The 15,790-nt window shown below is 45.4% G+C and carries 21 protein-coding genes and 3 pseudogenes; 19 read left to right on the plus strand and 5 right to left on the minus strand.

What is annotated here, in order from left to right:
• The 13 genes and pseudogenes from JCM10519_RS00005 to JCM10519_RS00035 form a co-directional block, all read left to right on the plus strand.
• On the plus strand, window positions 1-887 hold an 887-nt coding region (locus tag JCM10519_RS00005), incomplete at its 5' end, for an iron-containing alcohol dehydrogenase (RefSeq protein ID WP_054737570.1).
• 76 nt (window positions 888-963) lie between these two features.
• Window positions 964-1,935, plus strand: a pseudogene (locus JCM10519_RS00010) (dihydroxyacetone kinase subunit DhaK).
• A gap of 91 nt (window positions 1,936-2,026) precedes the next feature.
• Window positions 2,027-2,350 (plus strand): DAK2 domain-containing protein, encoded by a 324-nt coding sequence (locus JCM10519_RS24465; RefSeq protein WP_347842614.1) that lies wholly within the window; start codon window positions 2,027-2,029, stop codon window positions 2,348-2,350.
• On the plus strand, window positions 2,283-2,534 hold the full coding sequence (locus JCM10519_RS24470; protein ID WP_347842615.1) for a DAK2 domain-containing protein: 252 nt from the start codon (window positions 2,283-2,285) through the stop codon (window positions 2,532-2,534). Before JCM10519_RS24465 ends, JCM10519_RS24470 begins: the two co-directional genes overlap by 68 nt.
• A 547-nt stretch (window positions 2,535-3,081) precedes the next feature.
• Window positions 3,082-3,384 (plus strand): PTS transporter subunit EIIB, encoded by a 303-nt coding sequence (locus JCM10519_RS24475; protein ID WP_347842616.1) that lies wholly within the window; start codon window positions 3,082-3,084, stop codon window positions 3,382-3,384.
• 69 nt (window positions 3,385-3,453) lie between these two features.
• Window positions 3,454-3,921, plus strand: coding sequence for a PTS transporter subunit EIIC (locus JCM10519_RS24480; protein ID WP_347842617.1), 468 nt, complete (start codon window positions 3,454-3,456; stop codon window positions 3,919-3,921).
• A complete protein-coding gene (locus tag JCM10519_RS24485; protein ID WP_347842618.1) occupies window positions 3,858-4,661 on the plus strand; it encodes a PTS transporter subunit EIIC in 804 nt (267 codons plus the stop codon). Before JCM10519_RS24480 ends, JCM10519_RS24485 begins: the two co-directional genes overlap by 64 nt.
• A pseudogene (locus JCM10519_RS24490) lies at window positions 4,618-4,862 on the plus strand (PTS glucose transporter subunit IIA). The gene JCM10519_RS24485 and the pseudogene JCM10519_RS24490 overlap by 44 nt, the downstream one beginning before the upstream one ends.
• Window positions 4,808-5,002 carry a PTS glucose transporter subunit IIA gene (locus tag JCM10519_RS24495; protein WP_347842619.1) on the plus strand — a complete coding sequence of 65 codons (195 nt, stop codon included), beginning with the start codon at window positions 4,808-4,810 and terminating at the stop codon, window positions 5,000-5,002. The pseudogene JCM10519_RS24490 and the gene JCM10519_RS24495 overlap by 55 nt, the downstream one beginning before the upstream one ends.
• 13 nt (window positions 5,003-5,015) lie before the next feature.
• The gene (locus JCM10519_RS00025) at window positions 5,016-6,440 is read left to right on the plus strand and encodes a family 1 glycosylhydrolase (protein ID WP_054737572.1); all 1,425 of its coding nucleotides are present in this window, start codon (window positions 5,016-5,018) and stop codon (window positions 6,438-6,440) included.
• Window positions 6,441-6,460: 20 nt separating this feature from the next.
• Window positions 6,461-7,318: a PRD domain-containing protein gene (locus tag JCM10519_RS00030; RefSeq protein ID WP_054737575.1), complete on the plus strand. Its 858-nt coding sequence runs from the start codon at window positions 6,461-6,463 to the stop codon at window positions 7,316-7,318.
• Window positions 7,315-7,554 carry a hypothetical protein gene (locus tag JCM10519_RS24500; protein ID WP_347842620.1) on the plus strand — a complete coding sequence of 80 codons (240 nt, stop codon included), beginning with the start codon at window positions 7,315-7,317 and terminating at the stop codon, window positions 7,552-7,554. Before JCM10519_RS00030 ends, JCM10519_RS24500 begins: the two co-directional genes overlap by 4 nt.
• An 83-nt stretch (window positions 7,555-7,637) precedes the next feature.
• Entirely contained in the window at window positions 7,638-8,513 is an 876-nt protein-coding gene (locus JCM10519_RS00035; protein WP_347842621.1) for an MFS transporter, read from the plus strand.
• 35 nt (window positions 8,514-8,548) lie between these two features.
• Here the strand turns inward: JCM10519_RS00035 and JCM10519_RS24505 are convergent, their stop codons facing one another.
• From JCM10519_RS24505 to JCM10519_RS24520, 5 genes are all read right to left on the minus strand, one after another.
• On the minus strand, window positions 8,549-9,130 hold the full coding sequence (locus JCM10519_RS24505; protein ID WP_347842622.1) for a S8 family serine peptidase: 582 nt from the start codon (window positions 9,128-9,130) through the stop codon (window positions 8,549-8,551).
• 331 nt (window positions 9,131-9,461) lie between these two features.
• Window positions 9,462-10,220 (minus strand): S8 family serine peptidase, encoded by a 759-nt coding sequence (locus JCM10519_RS24510; RefSeq protein ID WP_347842623.1) that lies wholly within the window; start codon window positions 10,218-10,220, stop codon window positions 9,462-9,464.
• Window positions 10,221-11,007: 787 nt separating this feature from the next.
• The gene (locus JCM10519_RS00045) at window positions 11,008-11,430 is read right to left on the minus strand and encodes a hypothetical protein (protein WP_054737577.1); all 423 of its coding nucleotides are present in this window, start codon (window positions 11,428-11,430) and stop codon (window positions 11,008-11,010) included.
• Window positions 11,431-11,551: 121 nt separating this feature from the next.
• Window positions 11,552-11,707 (minus strand): TetR-like C-terminal domain-containing protein, encoded by a 156-nt coding sequence (locus tag JCM10519_RS24515; RefSeq protein WP_347842624.1) that lies wholly within the window; start codon window positions 11,705-11,707, stop codon window positions 11,552-11,554.
• Window positions 11,685-12,062: a TetR/AcrR family transcriptional regulator gene (locus JCM10519_RS24520; protein WP_347842625.1), complete on the minus strand. Its 378-nt coding sequence runs from the start codon at window positions 12,060-12,062 to the stop codon at window positions 11,685-11,687. The genes JCM10519_RS24515 and JCM10519_RS24520 overlap by 23 nt, the downstream gene beginning before the upstream one ends.
• 313 nt (window positions 12,063-12,375) lie before the next feature.
• Here JCM10519_RS24520 and JCM10519_RS24525 point away from each other — a divergent pair, with 313 nt between their 5' ends.
• The 6 genes and pseudogenes from JCM10519_RS24525 (at window position 12,376) to JCM10519_RS24550 (ending at window position 15,734) form a co-directional block, all read left to right on the plus strand.
• Entirely contained in the window at window positions 12,376-12,639 is a 264-nt protein-coding gene (locus tag JCM10519_RS24525) for a hypothetical protein (protein WP_347842626.1), read from the plus strand.
• Between the two features lie 162 nt (window positions 12,640-12,801).
• Window positions 12,802-13,345 (plus strand): annotated as a pseudogene (locus JCM10519_RS24530) (MMPL family transporter); the annotation flags it as partial.
• A 399-nt stretch (window positions 13,346-13,744) separates the two neighbouring features.
• Window positions 13,745-14,560 carry an MMPL family transporter gene (locus tag JCM10519_RS24535; protein ID WP_347842897.1) on the plus strand — a complete coding sequence of 272 codons (816 nt, stop codon included), beginning with the start codon at window positions 13,745-13,747 and terminating at the stop codon, window positions 14,558-14,560.
• Window positions 14,547-14,762: a hypothetical protein gene (locus JCM10519_RS24540; protein WP_347842627.1), complete on the plus strand. Its 216-nt coding sequence runs from the start codon at window positions 14,547-14,549 to the stop codon at window positions 14,760-14,762. Before JCM10519_RS24535 ends, JCM10519_RS24540 begins: the two co-directional genes overlap by 14 nt.
• A complete protein-coding gene (locus tag JCM10519_RS24545; RefSeq protein ID WP_347842628.1) occupies window positions 14,740-15,117 on the plus strand; it encodes a hypothetical protein in 378 nt (125 codons plus the stop codon). The genes JCM10519_RS24540 and JCM10519_RS24545 overlap by 23 nt, the downstream gene beginning before the upstream one ends.
• 2 nt (window positions 15,118-15,119) lie before the next feature.
• Window positions 15,120-15,734: a hypothetical protein gene (locus JCM10519_RS24550; RefSeq protein WP_347842629.1), complete on the plus strand. Its 615-nt coding sequence runs from the start codon at window positions 15,120-15,122 to the stop codon at window positions 15,732-15,734.
• Window positions 15,735-15,790 lie beyond the last annotated feature (56 nt).

Here is a 15,790-nt window from a genome sequence, read left to right on the forward strand (position 1 = left end):
TGGCTGTGGGCGGAGGCTCTGCCATAGACACGGCAAAGGCAGTCAGCATTGTGATGGCAAACGGGGGTAAGGTAGAGGATTATGAAGGGGTGGGCCGCTCTCTTAATCCGGGAATGCCCATTGTTGCAGTGAATACTACCGCAGGAACCGGTTCTGAGGTCACCTCGTTCTATATCGTGACCGACCCCGTAAGACATTCCAAAATGTGTATGGTGGACCCTAACTGCATGGTCACCATTGCCGTCAATGATGTGGATTTCATGATGAGCATGCCAAAGGCCCTTACGGCTTCCACGGGAATGGATGCCATGACCCATGCCATTGAGGCGGCTATAGCGAAACGGGCCACTCCCTATACAGATAAGGACGCTCTATGGGCAATGGGCGTGATTAATACCTATCTTCCTGAAGCGGTGGCCGACGGAAGCAATGAGAAAGCCAGGGAAATGATGGCTTATGGGGAATACAGCGCGGGCATGGCGTTTTCCAATGCAGGCCTTGGCATGGTTCATGCCATGGCTCATTCCCTTGGAGGGCTTATGAACCTGCCTCACGGCATCTGCAATGCGGTTTTGCTGCCTTTTGTCATGGAATTTAATGGAAGCAGACCGGAAGCAGCAGAACGATATAAGAAAGTGGCAGAGGGACTTAGGCTTCCCGGGGCGGCTTCCATGACTGGGGAACAGGCAGTGAAGGAATCGGTGGCCTGTATCAGGCGGCTGTCAAGGAAGGTTGGGATTACACAGAGCCTTGGGGAGCTTAAAGTAAATCCTGAGGATTTTAAGGCTCTGGCAGAGATTGCGCTGAGGGATTCCTGTATGGAGGACAATCCCTTTAAACCGACTGTACAAGAGGTCATAGAAGTATATCGGAACGCATATGGTTGAACTGCAATAAATTGTGGGAAGGAGAAGGAATTGATGAAAAAAACTGATTAATGTACCGGAAAACTATGTAAATGAGATGCTGGAGGGAATCTATCTTGCTCATCCAGACTATGTTACTTACGCCGAAGGCGACTTGCGCTGCCTGGTCACCTCCAATAAGGTGGAGGGAAAAGTGGGGATCGCGACCGGAGGGGGTTCGGGACACCTTCCTCTGTTTTTGGGTTATGTAGGAAAAGGAATGTTAGATGGCTGCTCGGTTGGAGATGTTTTCCAGTCTCCCAGTGCGGAGCAGATGCTCAACGTGACGAAAAGCATTGATTCCGGAGCAGGTGTTCTTTATATTTACGGAAATTATAACGGGGATATCTTTAATTTTGACATGGCTGTAGAGATGGCCGACATGGAAGAGGGAATCCGCGTGGAAAGCGTTGTTGCAGGGGAAGATGTGGCATCCCCTAAGGCGGCTCCCGGAGAAAAAAAACACCAGAAGAGGAGTGACCGGTATCTTTTTTGTATATAAATGCGCTGGAGCGGCGGCGCGGCCGGGAAGAATTTGGAAGAGGTAAAGCGGATTGCAGAGAAAGCAGCTGCCAATGTAAGGACCATGGGAGTGGCACTTACCCCTTGTACAGTGCCGAGAGTCGGTCATCCGGGGTTTGAGATCGGAGAGGATGAGATGGAAATCGGCATGGGAATCCATGGAGAGCCTGGAATCCGCCGGGGGAAAATGGAAACAGCAGATGAGGTCACATCGGAAATGATGGAAAAGATCCTTGAAGATATTCCTTACTGCGCTGGAGACGAGGTTGCGGTTCTGGTCAACGGGCTTGGAGCCACTCCTCTTGACGAACAGTACATTGTGACGAGAAAGGTCAATCAGATTCTGGAAGAGAAGGGAATCAGGGTGCACCGTTATTATGTGGGTGAATATGTGACTTCCATTGAGATGGCCGGCCTGTCCATTTCCCTTTTGAAAATGGATGAGGAATTAAAGGGATATCTGGATGCTCCGGCTGATACCCCATTCTTTAAGCAGGGTATTGTCTAAATATATCATATATAGAAGAAAATGGCAGGGACACATACCCTTTGTTACGATTATTTAAGCCGCCGTCATCAGCGGCAGAATGGAGGTTTATATGAACCAGCAGGAACTGATAGCCATGCTTGGTAGAATAAGTAAGATCATGGTGGAAAACCGAAACTACTTAATTGAACTGGATAGTGTTGTGGGAGACAGTGATCTGGGGCTGACGATGACGGATGGATTCCAGGCGGCCTACGAAGCGGTAATGGATGGATCGGAGACGGATCTGGGCAGGCTTTTGTACAAGGCAGGAAAGACCATGGGAAATAAGGTACCTTCTACCATGGGGACATTGATGGCGGCAGCTGATGCGTGCCGGAAAGACCTTAAAAGGAAAGACGGAATTATCCGGCGCAGATGTTGTTGCTTTGTTTGAAGCCTATGAGGCAGGTGTTGCTGATCTTGGTAAGGCCAAACTGGGAGATAAGACCTTTTTGGATGGATTTCATCCCGGAGTACAGGTGCTAAAAGCGGAAGTGGAAGCCGGAGTGCCCCTGAAAGAAGCTTTTGAGGAAGCTGCAACGGCTGCATGGAATGGCTTTGAACGTACACAACGATGATTGCGGTTCACGGAAGAGCGGCAACACGAGGGGAAGCATCCCGTTCCTTAAAGGATCCCGGGGCTGCTGTGGCAGCACTTATTATGAAAGCAGCGGCAGACAGATAAAATAATGACCGGAGCAAACGGAAATGGGTTGCTCCGGTTTTTGTTTGATTTGCCATTGAGCCCGGGCGCATCAAAACATTTATGGTTAAGCCGGAATAATAACGGGAATTTTTAAGGAAAACGGAAAAAAGTATTTGTGTTAAGATTTTTGTAAAAAAATAGCCGATTTTTCGGTTGAAAAATTGGGAAAAATGCAGAAAATTCTAAAATCGGTTGCATCAATCTGCAAACGGTGTTATATTGTGCTTAGTTGAGAACAACTGAATAGCAAAACAGGAAGACGTGTTACTGGTAATGCAGGCAAGATCGGATTGAGCGAAGAGTTATAAGACTTATTATTATTTATGGTCTTATGATTCCCATAGCTTGGTCGGGTCTTTTTTATTTTGTCATTCCGGCCGGATGATAAGATATTAAAACACTTGAAAGGGGTTTGGAAAATGAATTATAATCAAATAGCCAAAGACATCATAGCAAACGTCGGCGGCGACCATAACATAAAGGGACTTACCCATTGTTTTACCAGATTAAGGTTTGAGTTAAGAGATTCAAAGAAGGCAAAGAAAGAAGTAATTGAACATCTGGAAGGTGTTATTTCTGTTGTGGAAAGCGGCGGGCAGTTCCAGGTCGTACTGGGAACAAAGGTAACAAAGGTTTACGAAGCAATCCTTCCCATGGTATCATTAGAGGAAAGCACAGCTGCCGGCATTGAAGATAAGGTTCTGTCTGGAACCGGATTCTGATTGCCATTTCCTCCATGTTCACTCCTATGGTTCCGGCGATTGCGGCCTCCGGTCTTTTAAAAGGTTTTTTTGACCATTGCAAGAATTACGGCCTCCAATCACGGGATGGATATTACGGTCAACCAGACTTATATTCTTATTATGGCTGCCACAGACGCATTGTTTTATTTCATGCCCATTATTCTTGCCTATACCAGTGCAAAGGTATTTAAGGCAAATGAATTTATTGCCATGGCTCTGGGCGGTACCATGTGCTACCCGGCAGTTGTTTCCCTGATGACCGGGAAAGAGGCTGTAAGCATGTTCGGCATTGCCATTACCAAGGCAAGCTATGCATCATCAGTAATTCCCATTGTTATCGGGGTATTTATTCTTGCATATATACAGAAGTTTTTAGAAAAGATAATTCCGGAAGTATTGAAGATCATACTTGTTCCAGGCATATCCTTACTGGTTATGATCCTGCAACCTTTATGGTGTTTGGCCCTATCGGCATCTACATCGGTAATGGCATTAACTTTATCTACACTGGAATGATGAATTTAAGCCCTGCCCTGTGCGGCGCTTTTGTGGGCGGTATGTGGTGTGTATTTGTTATTTTCGGAGCACACAGGGCCCTTCTTCCCATTGGGATCAATGATGTGGCCCAGTTCGGCCACCAGAACCTGCTGGCTTTTGCCGGTGCGGCAAATTTCTCCCAGGGCGGTGCAGCCCTTGGTGTTATGTTAAAAACGAAAAGCAAGGATTTAAAAACAGTCGCAGCTTCTGCAGCCATATCCGCTTCTGTGTGCGGCATTACGGAGCCGGCCATTTACGGCTGCAACCTGCGGTTGAAAAGGCCTATGATCTATGCCATTATCTGCGGCGCAATCGGCGGTGCCATCATGGGCATAGGCGGCGTGTACGGCGATTCCTTTGCCAATAATGGAGTGCTTACCTTTGCAACCTATGCGGCTTTTGGTATGAAGACCTTTATTTATTATCTGATCGGTGTTGCCGTATCCTTCTTTGGCGCAATGGGCCTTACCTTCCTTTTTGGTTTTGATGATATTACTGGAAAAGGCGGACAAGGTTCCGGATCAGGCGGAGCTTCTGACCGGAAAACAGAGGAAGGATCAGCCGAATTTCAGGATGTTTTGGATATCACTTCCAAAGCAGACATATTGATCAGCTCACCGGTGGAAGGCAGGGCAGTTCCCATGACATCGGTAAACGATGAGGTTTTTTTCTTCCATGGCATTGGGGAACGGAATTGCCATTATCCCGGAAAAGGGTGAAGTCGTCGCTCCCGAAGACTGTACCGTGACCCTGGTCTACCCGACCTTCATGCCCTTGGGCTTATGCTGGACAGCGGGGCTGAAATGATTATTCACGTAGGCATCAATACGGTCCAGCTGGAAGGGAAGCATTTTAAAAAAAATATGTGGAAGAAGGGGTCCATGTCAAAAAGGGAACCAGACTTCTGTCCTTTAACTTAGATGCCTTAAAGAAAGAAGGATATGATACGGTCGTTCCAATCATCATCAGCAATACCGCCGCTTTCCATGAAGTGACGGGAATTAACGGAGTCAGGGCTTCTCTTGAAAAGCCGGTGATTGCAATCAAAAATAATCAGTAAAGGAAATGTAGATATGGAAGTAAGGAAAGCAAATTTTCCGGAGAACTTTTTGTGGGGAGCCTCTTCTTCGGCATTCCAGATAGAAGGCGGATGGGATGAAGGAGGAAAGGGCCTTACGGTTGCCGATGTAAACTCCTTTAAGCGTTCGGATATACAGGCTGACAGCAAGGCCGCCAGTGATTTTTACCATCATTGGGAGGAGGATATCCGGCTCATGAAGGAACTGGGAATGCAGATTTACCGGTTCTCCATTTCCTGGGCCAGGATCCTGCCAGATGGAGATGGGGAAATAAACCAGGCAGGGATTGATTTTTATAATAAAATCATTGACCGTCTGCTGGAACAGGGCATTCAGCCTTTTATCACCTTATATCACTTTGACCTTCCTTATGCCCTTGTTGAAAAATACAATGGCTGGGAATCCAGGGAATGTGTAAAAGCCTTTGAGCATTACGCAAACATATGCTTTAAAGCCTTCGGAGACAGAGTCACTTACTGGCAGGTCCACAACGAGCAGAATCTTATGGTGAGGGTAAATGAACGTGTGAACATCACCGCGGACGAGCCATGGGAAGCCGACCGCCAGAGAGCCCAGATGGACTACCATATGTTCCTGGCTCATGCCCTGGCAGTGAAAGCCTGCCATTCCATCATACCAAATGGAAAGATCGGTCCTGCAGTATCCGCCACCTGCACCTATCCGGAAAGCAACAGACCGGAGGATGTATGGGCGGCCCGAATGAACGACTGGTTTAAAACGGATTACTGCCTGGATATGCATTATTACGGCCGTTATCCGGGATATTACATGCGCTATCTGGAGGAAAGAAATATTGTGCCGGTTATGGAGCCGGAAGATGAGGAAATTTTAAAAGACGCAAAGATGGATTTTATTGCCCTGAATTATTACCGGACCTTATGTGTCAGGTACCTTCCGGCAGATGAGGGACATCCGGCAGGGGAGAGGGCGTTCCCCATCAATGAAGTAGATTTTGACCAGTATGGTTATTTTCATCATATTAAAAATGAGCATCTGGCTTCCAGTGAATATGGAGCCCAGATCGACCCGCTTGGCCTTCGGACCGTATTGAACAGCTATTATCAGAAATACCACCTTCCCCTCATTATTACGGAAAATGGCCTGGGATCTGCCGATACCCTGACAGAAGACGGCAAAGTCCATGATGAGTACCGGATCAGCTACTTAAGGGCGCACATCCAGGCCATAAGCCAGGCAATGGAAGACGGGGTTTCGGTCATGGGATATTCTCCCTGGTCGTTTATGGATCTTCTAAGTTCCCATGAGGGCTTCCGAAAGCGGTATGGTTTTGTCTATGTCAACCGGGAAGACCATGACTTAAAGGATATGCGCCGCATCAAAAAGGACAGTTATTTCTGGTACAGGCGAGTGATTGAAACCAATGGAAACGAACTCTGATTGAGAAATGGGGTTGGGTTATGAGGGTTGTAAAAGTAATGAATAATTCCCTGCTGCTGGCACTTGATGACAGCGGCAGGGAAGTGATCCTGATGGGCAAGGGAATCGGATTTAATAAGTCCATCGGGCATCATTTAAAAAGTGAAGACATTGAAAAGGTATTTGTCTTAAAGGATCGGTCTATATCCAAGAATATCATCAGGCTTGCCTCCGAAATAGACAGTACCTATTTTGAGCTGGCAAAGCAGGTCATTGATTATGCCATCGACACCTATGGAATGGTACTGATGGAGCATATTTATCTGGGACTTACGGACCATTTGTCCTTTGCTGTAAAAAGAAACAATGAGGGGATTTTAATACAGAATTTTTACACGCAGACCTTAAAACGTTTTAATCCAAAGGAATACCAGGTTGGCTTATATGCCCTGCAGCTTGTGAGGGAGCAGCTGCAGGTGGAGCTTCCTGAAGATGAGGCCGGAAATATTGCTTTTCATTTTATCAATGCACAGACAAATAACTCTGACAGTACGGATAACCAGAAGATATTTGAAACGGTCAAGGGAATTTTGGATATTGTAAAATACAATTTCTCCATCATCTACGATGAGGACGGCATCGGCTACACCCGCTTTGTGACTCATCTGCGTCTCTTTGCACAGCGGCTTGTAAACGGCAAACAGGATTTATATGATTATGAAGATTCTTTTTATTCTCATGTGCTTGAGAGCTGCACCAGGGAATATGAATGTGTGAAAAAAATCGGCGTTTTTATTAAAGAGAAATTTGATTCAAAACTGTCCAGACAGGAAGAAATGTACCTTGCCGTCCATATTCACAGGATTTTAGAGGAATACGCTCAGAGGAAGAAAACATGAAAGAACAGACTTTTAATCAGCTTACGTTTACACGCGATCAGGAAATCCGTTATCTTGCTATGGTATCGCTGTTCTGGTTTGCGCAATATGTATATATTCCATACCAGACCACTTTTTTTGACTGCCAGCGGAGCAAGCAGCGCATTTACCGGAATGGTTGTGGGGGCTTATGGAATTTCCCAGTTGTTGTTAAGGTTTCCCATAGGACTTTGTGCGGATTCTGTTGGCAGGCATAAGCATTTTATTATGGCAGGAGCTATCGCTTCCGGAACCGCATCTGTTTTCCGGGTATTTTGGTGTAATGGAGCCGGCTTTCTGGTTGCCAATTTTTTTCTCAGGACTTGCTTCCGCCATGTGGATTTCTTTTATGGTGTTCTATACCAATCATTTTTCTGCCGGGGATCAGCAGGCAGCCACCAGCCGGATTGTACTGTTCAATAATTTTGGAATGCTTCTTGGTTTTCTGTGCAGCACAATCACCTATCACCGTATCGGCATGGCTGGAATCTGCCTGTTAAGCGTCTGTGCAGGCTTGCTTGCTTTTCTTCTTTCTGCCGGGATCAAAGAAAATGATGTGAAACCCGGCATACATAAGACCAGGGAACTGCTTTCTGTTTGTAAAATCAGGCATCTGTGGATGTTCTCTGCCATTGCCCTGATTCAGCAGGGGATCCAGCTGACCACTGCCATGTCATTTACAAACCAGATATTAAAAACACTGGGTGCAACAGACGGAGTTGTAGGGATATCCTCTGTGATCTATATGATGTCATCAGTAGGATTTGCAGCTTTCGCAGCTTCCGGCACCTGCAGCCGTAAAGGTCCAAGATTCTGGATCCCCCTGGTATTTGCTGTTGTGGCTTTGTACTGTATACTGGTTCCGGCCGCAGGAAGCGTGCCTGTGATTTTACTGCTGCAAATTTTACCGGGGATGTCCACGGGAATTTTGTTTTCTTTTGCGACCTCGGAAGCAATGCAGAAAATTCCGGCCGGCTGTAAATCCACGGCAATGGGACTTTACCAGGCTGTATATGCGGTGGGGATGACAACTTTCCCGGTTTTTACAGGGGCGCTGGCTTTAAGGGCAGGAATATTGAACGGGTATCTGCTGCTTTCCGGAATTGCCTTTCTGGGCGGCATTGGAGCAGTAGTATATTATAGAAGAGAAGCTGCCAGCCAGGAGGCAGGCAGCTAAAGCTTATTTTCTCATTCTTAAGTTCCATGCGTTCATCAGATCACAGAGATCCTCTGAAACAGTCTGTATACGTCTATCTGGCCATATCCCCAGATATTATTGGGATACGCATAGGTGCCGTTTCTTTGTGCACCCCTCATCATCATATGGTTGATCTGGACACCGGTGACGGTGGTATGGTTGCCTTTGCAGTACCCCCATTCCATGATCATGGCAGAGGCTCCTGCAGCATGTGCTGCGGCTGCTCCGGTACCTGTAATGCTTCCATATTGATTTCCCGGGATCGCGCATGGAATCTGGTATCCGGGAGCGGCGATATCCGGAACGATCACACCGAATCTTGAATAGCCTCTTCCTGATTCTACCTGAATGCTGTCGTCGAACTGGTTATAGGCGGCAACTGTCAGGGGATTTCTTGCATTTCCCGGAGCTGTAATGGTGGTGTCAGGGTCTGATTGGTAGAAATATGTCTCGTGTGAAATTAAATTTCCTGACGGGAGCCAGGAATGGAAGGAAAAAGGCTCTTTCTCTATGCTGGTGAGCCGGAAATGCCAGATCCCTGGAATCGGATTGTCAAACCGTACTAAAATAACCTGATCCCCGGTAGAGCCTTCCAAGAGGACATTATTGATCCATATGGTAGTCTGGCCAAGGGAAAGGCTGAATTTTTGGCAGTCATCGGCAGAAGGGGATATACTTTGAACGATTTCACGGTTAGGTGAAAAATTTCAATTGTTACTTTTCCAGGGGGAAAGGGCCAGAGTTCCATTGTGAATTTTTTTGTCGTTTCTCCCTATTTTTAAGTTAAACCCACTGCAGAAAGGCGCCGCCTCTGACTGATGGAAATAGTGTCTGCGGTGGTTTCCTTCATTCCCTGCGGCAACTGTTACGTTGGTTTTGGGCAATTGTACGATTTGGTCTAAGTAAGTGCTGATAACACCAAGTCCGTCATGGCTCCCTGGCTGCTACCCGTCGCAATGCATATGACGAGAGGACGGTCTGTTTTTTGGGAAACGGAGAGAAGGTAACGGATTCCAAGCAAGAGATCTGATTCCTGATAGCACAGGGCATTTTCCGGAGCAAAGAACAGCTTTTTAAATTTTGTTTCGCTTCTTTTAATTTTACTACGATAAGTTCGGTTTGAGGAACAATGCCGGTAAAGCCGTGTTCTTCATCGGGGGTACCGGCAATAACGCTGGCGATTGCCGTACCGTGTCCATTGCTGTCAAAGGTAGGTACAATGGATAAGGGATCCTTTGATTTCAGCGCGGTATTTATGTGGTTTTTGCCGTATTCCGAACCGAAACTAAAGTCTTTGGGAGGCTTGCCGCTTTGGTCGGTCTGGTCCCATATAGATAGAATGCGGGTGGTACAGTCACGATTTCTGAATGCAGGATGCTGGTAGTCGATGCCGGTATCTATGATGCCGATGGTCACTCCCAGCCCCATGAGGCTTAGATCGGGATGTCTGCGGACATTGGTAATACCTGATTTTTCCATGCTCACTTTAGAAGTAAGTGTAAAAAGAGAGGGAAAATTATCATAAGGATGCCGGCCCAGGTCACAGGCGTCCATATTGTTTTTCCATATATGCAGCAAAGAATATTTATCATTCAGAACCGTTATGTTATCTCCGGTATCAAAACCAGGAACTAAAGCATTGCTGATGATCAGATCATAATAATCGTTATCTAATATTTTATTCATGATAAAGCCCCCGACCTGCTGTTTTAAATGCAGTATATATTTATCTTATGCATTTATATGGGGCTTCATGAAAGGTTACTGCTCTTTAGGAGACCTAATGCCTCTGGCATAAAAAGGAAAATAGAAAAAGACGGAACCAGTCCGAAGGACTGTCCGTCTTTTTCGTGTGAAATTAACTCAGCGGAATCGCCTTTCCTGTTACTTCATCGTACTGGAAGGCTACACTGCCGGTATTATAGTCAAATAAATAGGTGGCAACATAAGTCAGAGTATTGTCAGGCTGGCGTTTGTAGGTCCTGACCGTATAATAATCATTTCCGTCTATTTTCGATATTCCAGGTGCTGTAATATATTCATAAGAGTCAATCGCTTCCGACAGGCCAAGCTTTTCCTGGCTCTGGGCCCGGACAGCTTCCTCCGCCTGTTCAATGGTATTGGTGGATTTTGGCTGTTTTTCAAAATCAGAGATTATTTTTTTCTGCTGGTTCCACTGGTCCTTAAAATAAGTGTTCCAGGGCTGGTTTTCCTTGCTGGTGGTTACGGTATAGCTGTCCGCTTCGGATTCCAGGGTAATGGAAAGGTAGGAAGAGGAATCTTTAGAGGGTCCGGCAAGCTGATAAATCTCTGCGCTGGTCTTTGAGGCCTCGTCTGCAGAAGGCTGTCCGGACTCTGGCTGCTGGGATTGATCTGTTATGTTAATGAAATTCTTTTTTTCCCTCCAGGTAATCCATGTAGTTTTTTATATCAGCAGAGGTATCTTCCACGTTAAAGTACTTGTAACGCGCCCTCATGCCGGAGGCTTGTGAGGAAGCATCGGCAGAAGATGTTTCTTTCGTTTCTGTTTCAGAGGTGGCTTCAGAAGCTCCTGCTTTTCAAAATCCCGTTCCCCTACAATTTCAGTAACCGAAGAAATATCTTCGTCTTTTGAAAAGTAGTAGGTCGGAACTTCTTCTACTTCTTCTTTCTGTACATTCTTTTTTTGGGAGGTGAGCAGAACAATGGCCTGAACAGATCCCATAATAACGATCAACAGAGCGGCTGCCATCAAAACGAGAACTCTTTTATTTTTAGGCAACAGACCTTTTCCTTTTTTTTGTTTTTTTGGGGCCTTGGCCGGTTTTACCTTGTTTTGTTTGGTTTTTACGGCCTTCCCTTTTTTGGGTCTTGTCTTGGGAATCTTTTCTTTCTTGGATTTATTAAGTTTTAGCATAAAAATCATCCTTGTGTAGTTATTGATGCGAATTCAGCTGAAAGGCTGTATGGCATCGATATCCATATATCGGTTGATTCCAGGCGAAAAATAAGGATTTAAAATAAAAAAATGATTTTGTTTAAACAGCCAGAAGCTTTTTGGCAGTTCCCATAATCATCTTATCCACAAATTCGGCCACTTCTTCCTTTGGCTGCTGCATATCCGTATCAAGCCATTGCTTTAGGACACCGGTCAGCCCATAGGTAATAAATTCAAGATAATAGTTCAGGGTCACTTCTCTGGCAGCCGGATACTGCTCCCTGATGACCGCTGTGCCGTTTTTTTAAGACAAGGGTATGGAAACGGTTTACAAAATCATTGGAGGAGCTGTTCTCAAAAAGGATTTTACAGATCTTTTTGTTCTCTTCAATATAATGTATGATTGGTATGACAACGGGCAGGAGCGAGTCCTTTTTAAAGGCATAGCGGCAGTTGCTTACCATATCCTGGAAATCATTTAAGACTTCGGATTCCATCTCCTGTAACAGACAGTAAGTATCGGCATAGTGAAGATAAAAAGTACCCCGGTTTAAATCTGCCAGTTCCGTGATATCTTTTACGGAAATATTCTTAAAGTCTTTTTTTTCCATGAGTTCAAGAAGGCTTTCCTTTAATAACTTCTGAGTTTTTCGGATACGGCGATCCTTTTTTTTGAATTTCCATATGATTCCTCCATTGTGTTTCTGAACTTGCTTCTAATTTCAGGGTCTGAATCTCCAAAAGCCATGATCATTATGTCAAAAAGTGTTGATTATTACACTGAAATAAAATTTGTGTCTGTTAATAGATCGTTCCTTATTGATTGATTATTGAAACTTATCTACAAGAGTATTATAATGTACACGTGTTCAAAAGTCAATAATATATCTATTAACAGAATAAGGATGGGTAATGGAGGAAACTATGAAAAGAGACAGAAGTTTATTTGATAGAATCGTACATTTTATTGTGTTCAGGGGAAAGGAAATAGAGATTTTTTTCTTTCTCACGGCCATCATCTGTGCAATCTGTTTCCCTTTTGTAAAGGTCAATTACGATTTAAGCAAATACCTGCCGCAGTTTGCTCAAACAAAACAGGCTCTTGATGTGATGGAGGATGAGTTTGGATATCCTGGAATGGCCCGGATCATGGTAGAGGATGTAAGCTTCAGGAAGCAAAAAGAATAAGACAGCAGATATCCGACCTGGAAGGTGTGGATCTGGTCATAGGCCCGGATCTGACCACCAATGTCTATATGGGAACATCTTTTTTTAAATCAGGGGATCACCGATATGATGTCTGTGGATGCCTTTGCCATGGAAGATTATTATTGTGACGGCTACGCTCTGATGGATGTGATATTTGAAAATGGCGATGACAGTGAGGTGACCCGGAGCGCGGTTGACGGGATTTATGAAATTGTAGGAAAAGACAGAGGCTATTTTGCGGGAAGTGCCGTATCCAGTAAGGAACGGGAAGAATCCATAACAAAAGAGATTACCATGGCGATTGGAATGGCGCTTATAATCATCTGGGTGATATTAACCCTTACCACAACATCCTGGATGGAACCGTTTTTGTTTATTTTCGTCATGGTTATTGCCATCATCCTGAATATGGGATCTAACCTGATGTTTGGCACCATATCATTTTTTTACGTTTTCCACGGCAGCCATTTTACAGCTGGCAGTATCCATGGATTATTCCATTTTCCTTTTACATACTTTTACGGCAATTAAAAATACCGGCATTGAGCTGCGCAAGGCCATGGAGCTGGCAATAAAGGAATCCTGCAGTTCCATACTGGCAAGCGGGGCCACCACCATTGTAGGGTTTCTTGTGATTGCATTCATGCGTTTTACCATTGGTAAGGATGTGGGTTTTGTGCTGACCAAGGGGATCATCTGCAGTCTGGCTACTGTATTGTTCCTTATGCCGACTTTGATCCTGCACTTTAATGATAAGATCGAAAAAACAGCCCATAAGCCCTTTATTCCTTCCTTTGACAGGTTCGCAAAACTGATGAACCGGATCCGGAAGCCTGTATTTATTATTGCCTTGTTCCTGGCCGTTCCCTGTTACTTCGGACAGAGTATGAACGTTTTCTACTACGGGGATGATGCCATCGGAGCCGGGCCGGGAACCAGAGTTTTTGAAGATACCAAGACCATCAATGAGGAGTTCGGGAAATCAAACATGATCATCGGCATAGTTCCCAATGGTTCGATTGTGACCGAACGGCAGCTGACGGATGCTTTGGAGGACCTGGAGTTTGTTAATTATGCAATGTCCATGGCAGGAACCGTGCCCAAGGGAATTCCGGAAAGCTTTCTTCCGGAGAAGGTAAGCGAACAGCTTCGAAGTGAGCGGTATGCCAGGCTTTTGATTTCCCTGAACACAGTTCAGGAGAGCCAGTATGCCTTTGAAAGCAGTCAGGAGCTGGAACGGGTGATCAGGGAATATTATCCGGAAGATGCTTATGTAATAGGCATGACTCCGACGACAATTGATATCCGTGATATATTGACCGATGACTATAATAAGGTTTCCCTGTTATCTTTAGCGGGAGTTGCCCTGGTTGTTTTTGCCACCTTCCAGTCTGTTCTGGTTCCGATCCTTGTAATCATACCCATTGAAGTCGCCATTTACTTAAACATGACGCTTCCCTATGTGATGGGAGACAGCATGGTATATATCGGATACATCATTGTAAGCTGCCTGCAGCTTGGTGCTACGATTGATTATTCCATCCTGATGACTAATAATTATCTGGGCTTTAGGAAGACCATGAATAACACGGACTCCGCCATGGCTGCCATTTCAAAAAGTACCCTTTCTATCCTGACGTCAGGCGGTATTCTTACGGTAGTTGGTTATCTTTTGTTTTTTACGTCGTCCATACAGGCTATTTCCCAGGTGGGACGCCTTGTGGGAAGGGGAGCGCTCTTAAGTATGATTTTGGTGCTTTCTCTTCTTCCGGCCTTGCTTAGCACCTTTGACAAGCAGATTCAGAAGCAGCAGCTCCGTGCGGCAAAGAGAAAGGAAAAACGGCGTTTAAGATATGGAAGAGCAAAAATAAAAGGAGAGAATGACCATGAAAAAGTATAATAGAATTCTGAGTATGGGCCTGGCTGTTATCGTTTCCCTTGAGTCCGTACTGCCGGCCCTGGCCGCGCCTGATGTGCCCCAGTATGATGAAACTCTTTATGTGACTCTGGATCCTTATGGGGATATAAAAGAAAGCAGCATTGTAAAAAAATTATCTGATGAATGGGAACAGCAGTATCGTGGATTACGGAGTTTACGATAAAGTAATGAACTTAACAGACCATTCGGAAGCTGTAATAGGAGAAGACGGCTCCATCACTTTTTCTCCGGAAGAAACGGGAGCACGGTTTTATTTTGAAGGCCGGACAAAAACAGAGAAATCCCAGCTTCCCTGGGACATTAAAGTGAGTTACCGTTTAAACGGGGTAGAAAAAAAGGCAGAAGAGCTGGCTGGTGAAAAAGGGCTTATTGAGGTCAATGTAGATCTGGTTCCCAATAAAGAAGTATCCGATTACTACCGGAATAACATGGCCCTCATGGCCAACACAGTTGTGGATATGGATAAGAACTTAAGCCTGGAGCCGAAGGAGCCCAGATACAGGCCGTTGGTAACTTAAATATGGTTGTTTTCTTTGAACTGCCTGGTGAGGAAGGCCATTATTCCATCCGCATCGGTTCAGATGATTTTAAATTTCCCGGCATAGTCTTTGCAATGGTGCCTTTGACCGTAAGCCAGCTTGATAAGGTTGCGGATTTAAGAGATGCCAAGGAAACCATGGAGGATTCGGCGGATGCTATCAGTGACAGCCTGGATGTGGTTTTTGACACCATGGGGAACATGCAAAAGGGGATTGCGGATACGGCAGATGGCCTCAGAGGACTTGATAAGACCAGACAGATATTTGCCGATTCCAAGGGCAAGGTGTATGAGAATGCGGACGAAGCCCTGGCGGCTCTTGACAATCTGTCCCAGACCCTGCGGCCTTTTTACAACCACACCCAGAATGCCGGAAATGCTTTAAACGAGATCAGGACCCAGACAAATCACATGGTGGCAATTCTTGATGACCTGTCACCTGATTTGGGAGAGTTGCAGGACAGCGTCCGGTACTTAAGGGATGAAGTGAAAGAACTGCGAAAAATGGCAAAAGATAATCAGACGGATTTAAAATCACAGGCTTTTTTGGCCCAGGTCAAAAAAAGTAGAAGGGCACTTAAATACCCTGACGGCTGAGCAGAAGCAGCTGGCAGATGAGCTTGCTTCTCTTGGGCAGGCGCTTCCTAAGCTGG

This window comes from Clostridium sp. NkU-1 (assembly GCA_001312405.1).

Coding starts and splice junctions, on each gene's coding strand:
- JCM10519_RS24465 (WP_347842614.1), top strand. CDS start 2,027: ATGAACCAGCAGGAACTGATAGCCATGCTTGGTAGAATAAGTAAGATC.
- JCM10519_RS24470 (WP_347842615.1), top strand. CDS start 2,283: ATGCGTGCCGGAAAGACCTTAAAAGGAAAGACGGAATTATCCGGCGCA.
- JCM10519_RS24475 (WP_347842616.1), top strand. CDS start 3,082: ATGAATTATAATCAAATAGCCAAAGACATCATAGCAAACGTCGGCGGC.
- JCM10519_RS24485 (WP_347842618.1), top strand. CDS start 3,858: ATGGTGTTTGGCCCTATCGGCATCTACATCGGTAATGGCATTAACTTT.
- JCM10519_RS00025 (WP_054737572.1), top strand. CDS start 5,016: ATGGAAGTAAGGAAAGCAAATTTTCCGGAGAACTTTTTGTGGGGAGCC.
- JCM10519_RS00030 (WP_054737575.1), top strand. CDS start 6,461: ATGAGGGTTGTAAAAGTAATGAATAATTCCCTGCTGCTGGCACTTGAT.
- JCM10519_RS24500 (WP_347842620.1), top strand. CDS start 7,315: ATGAAAGAACAGACTTTTAATCAGCTTACGTTTACACGCGATCAGGAA.
- JCM10519_RS24510 (WP_347842623.1), bottom strand. CDS start 10,220: ATGAATAAAATATTAGATAACGATTATTATGATCTGATCATCAGCAAT.
- JCM10519_RS00045 (WP_054737577.1), bottom strand. CDS start 11,430: ATGCTAAAACTTAATAAATCCAAGAAAGAAAAGATTCCCAAGACAAGA.
- JCM10519_RS24520 (WP_347842625.1), bottom strand. CDS start 12,062: ATGGAAAAAAAAGACTTTAAGAATATTTCCGTAAAAGATATCACGGAA.
- JCM10519_RS24525 (WP_347842626.1), top strand. CDS start 12,376: ATGAAAAGAGACAGAAGTTTATTTGATAGAATCGTACATTTTATTGTG.
- JCM10519_RS24535 (WP_347842897.1), top strand. CDS start 13,745: ATGGCAGGAACCGTGCCCAAGGGAATTCCGGAAAGCTTTCTTCCGGAG.
- JCM10519_RS24540 (WP_347842627.1), top strand. CDS start 14,547: ATGAAAAAGTATAATAGAATTCTGAGTATGGGCCTGGCTGTTATCGTT.
- JCM10519_RS24550 (WP_347842629.1), top strand. CDS start 15,120: ATGGTTGTTTTCTTTGAACTGCCTGGTGAGGAAGGCCATTATTCCATC.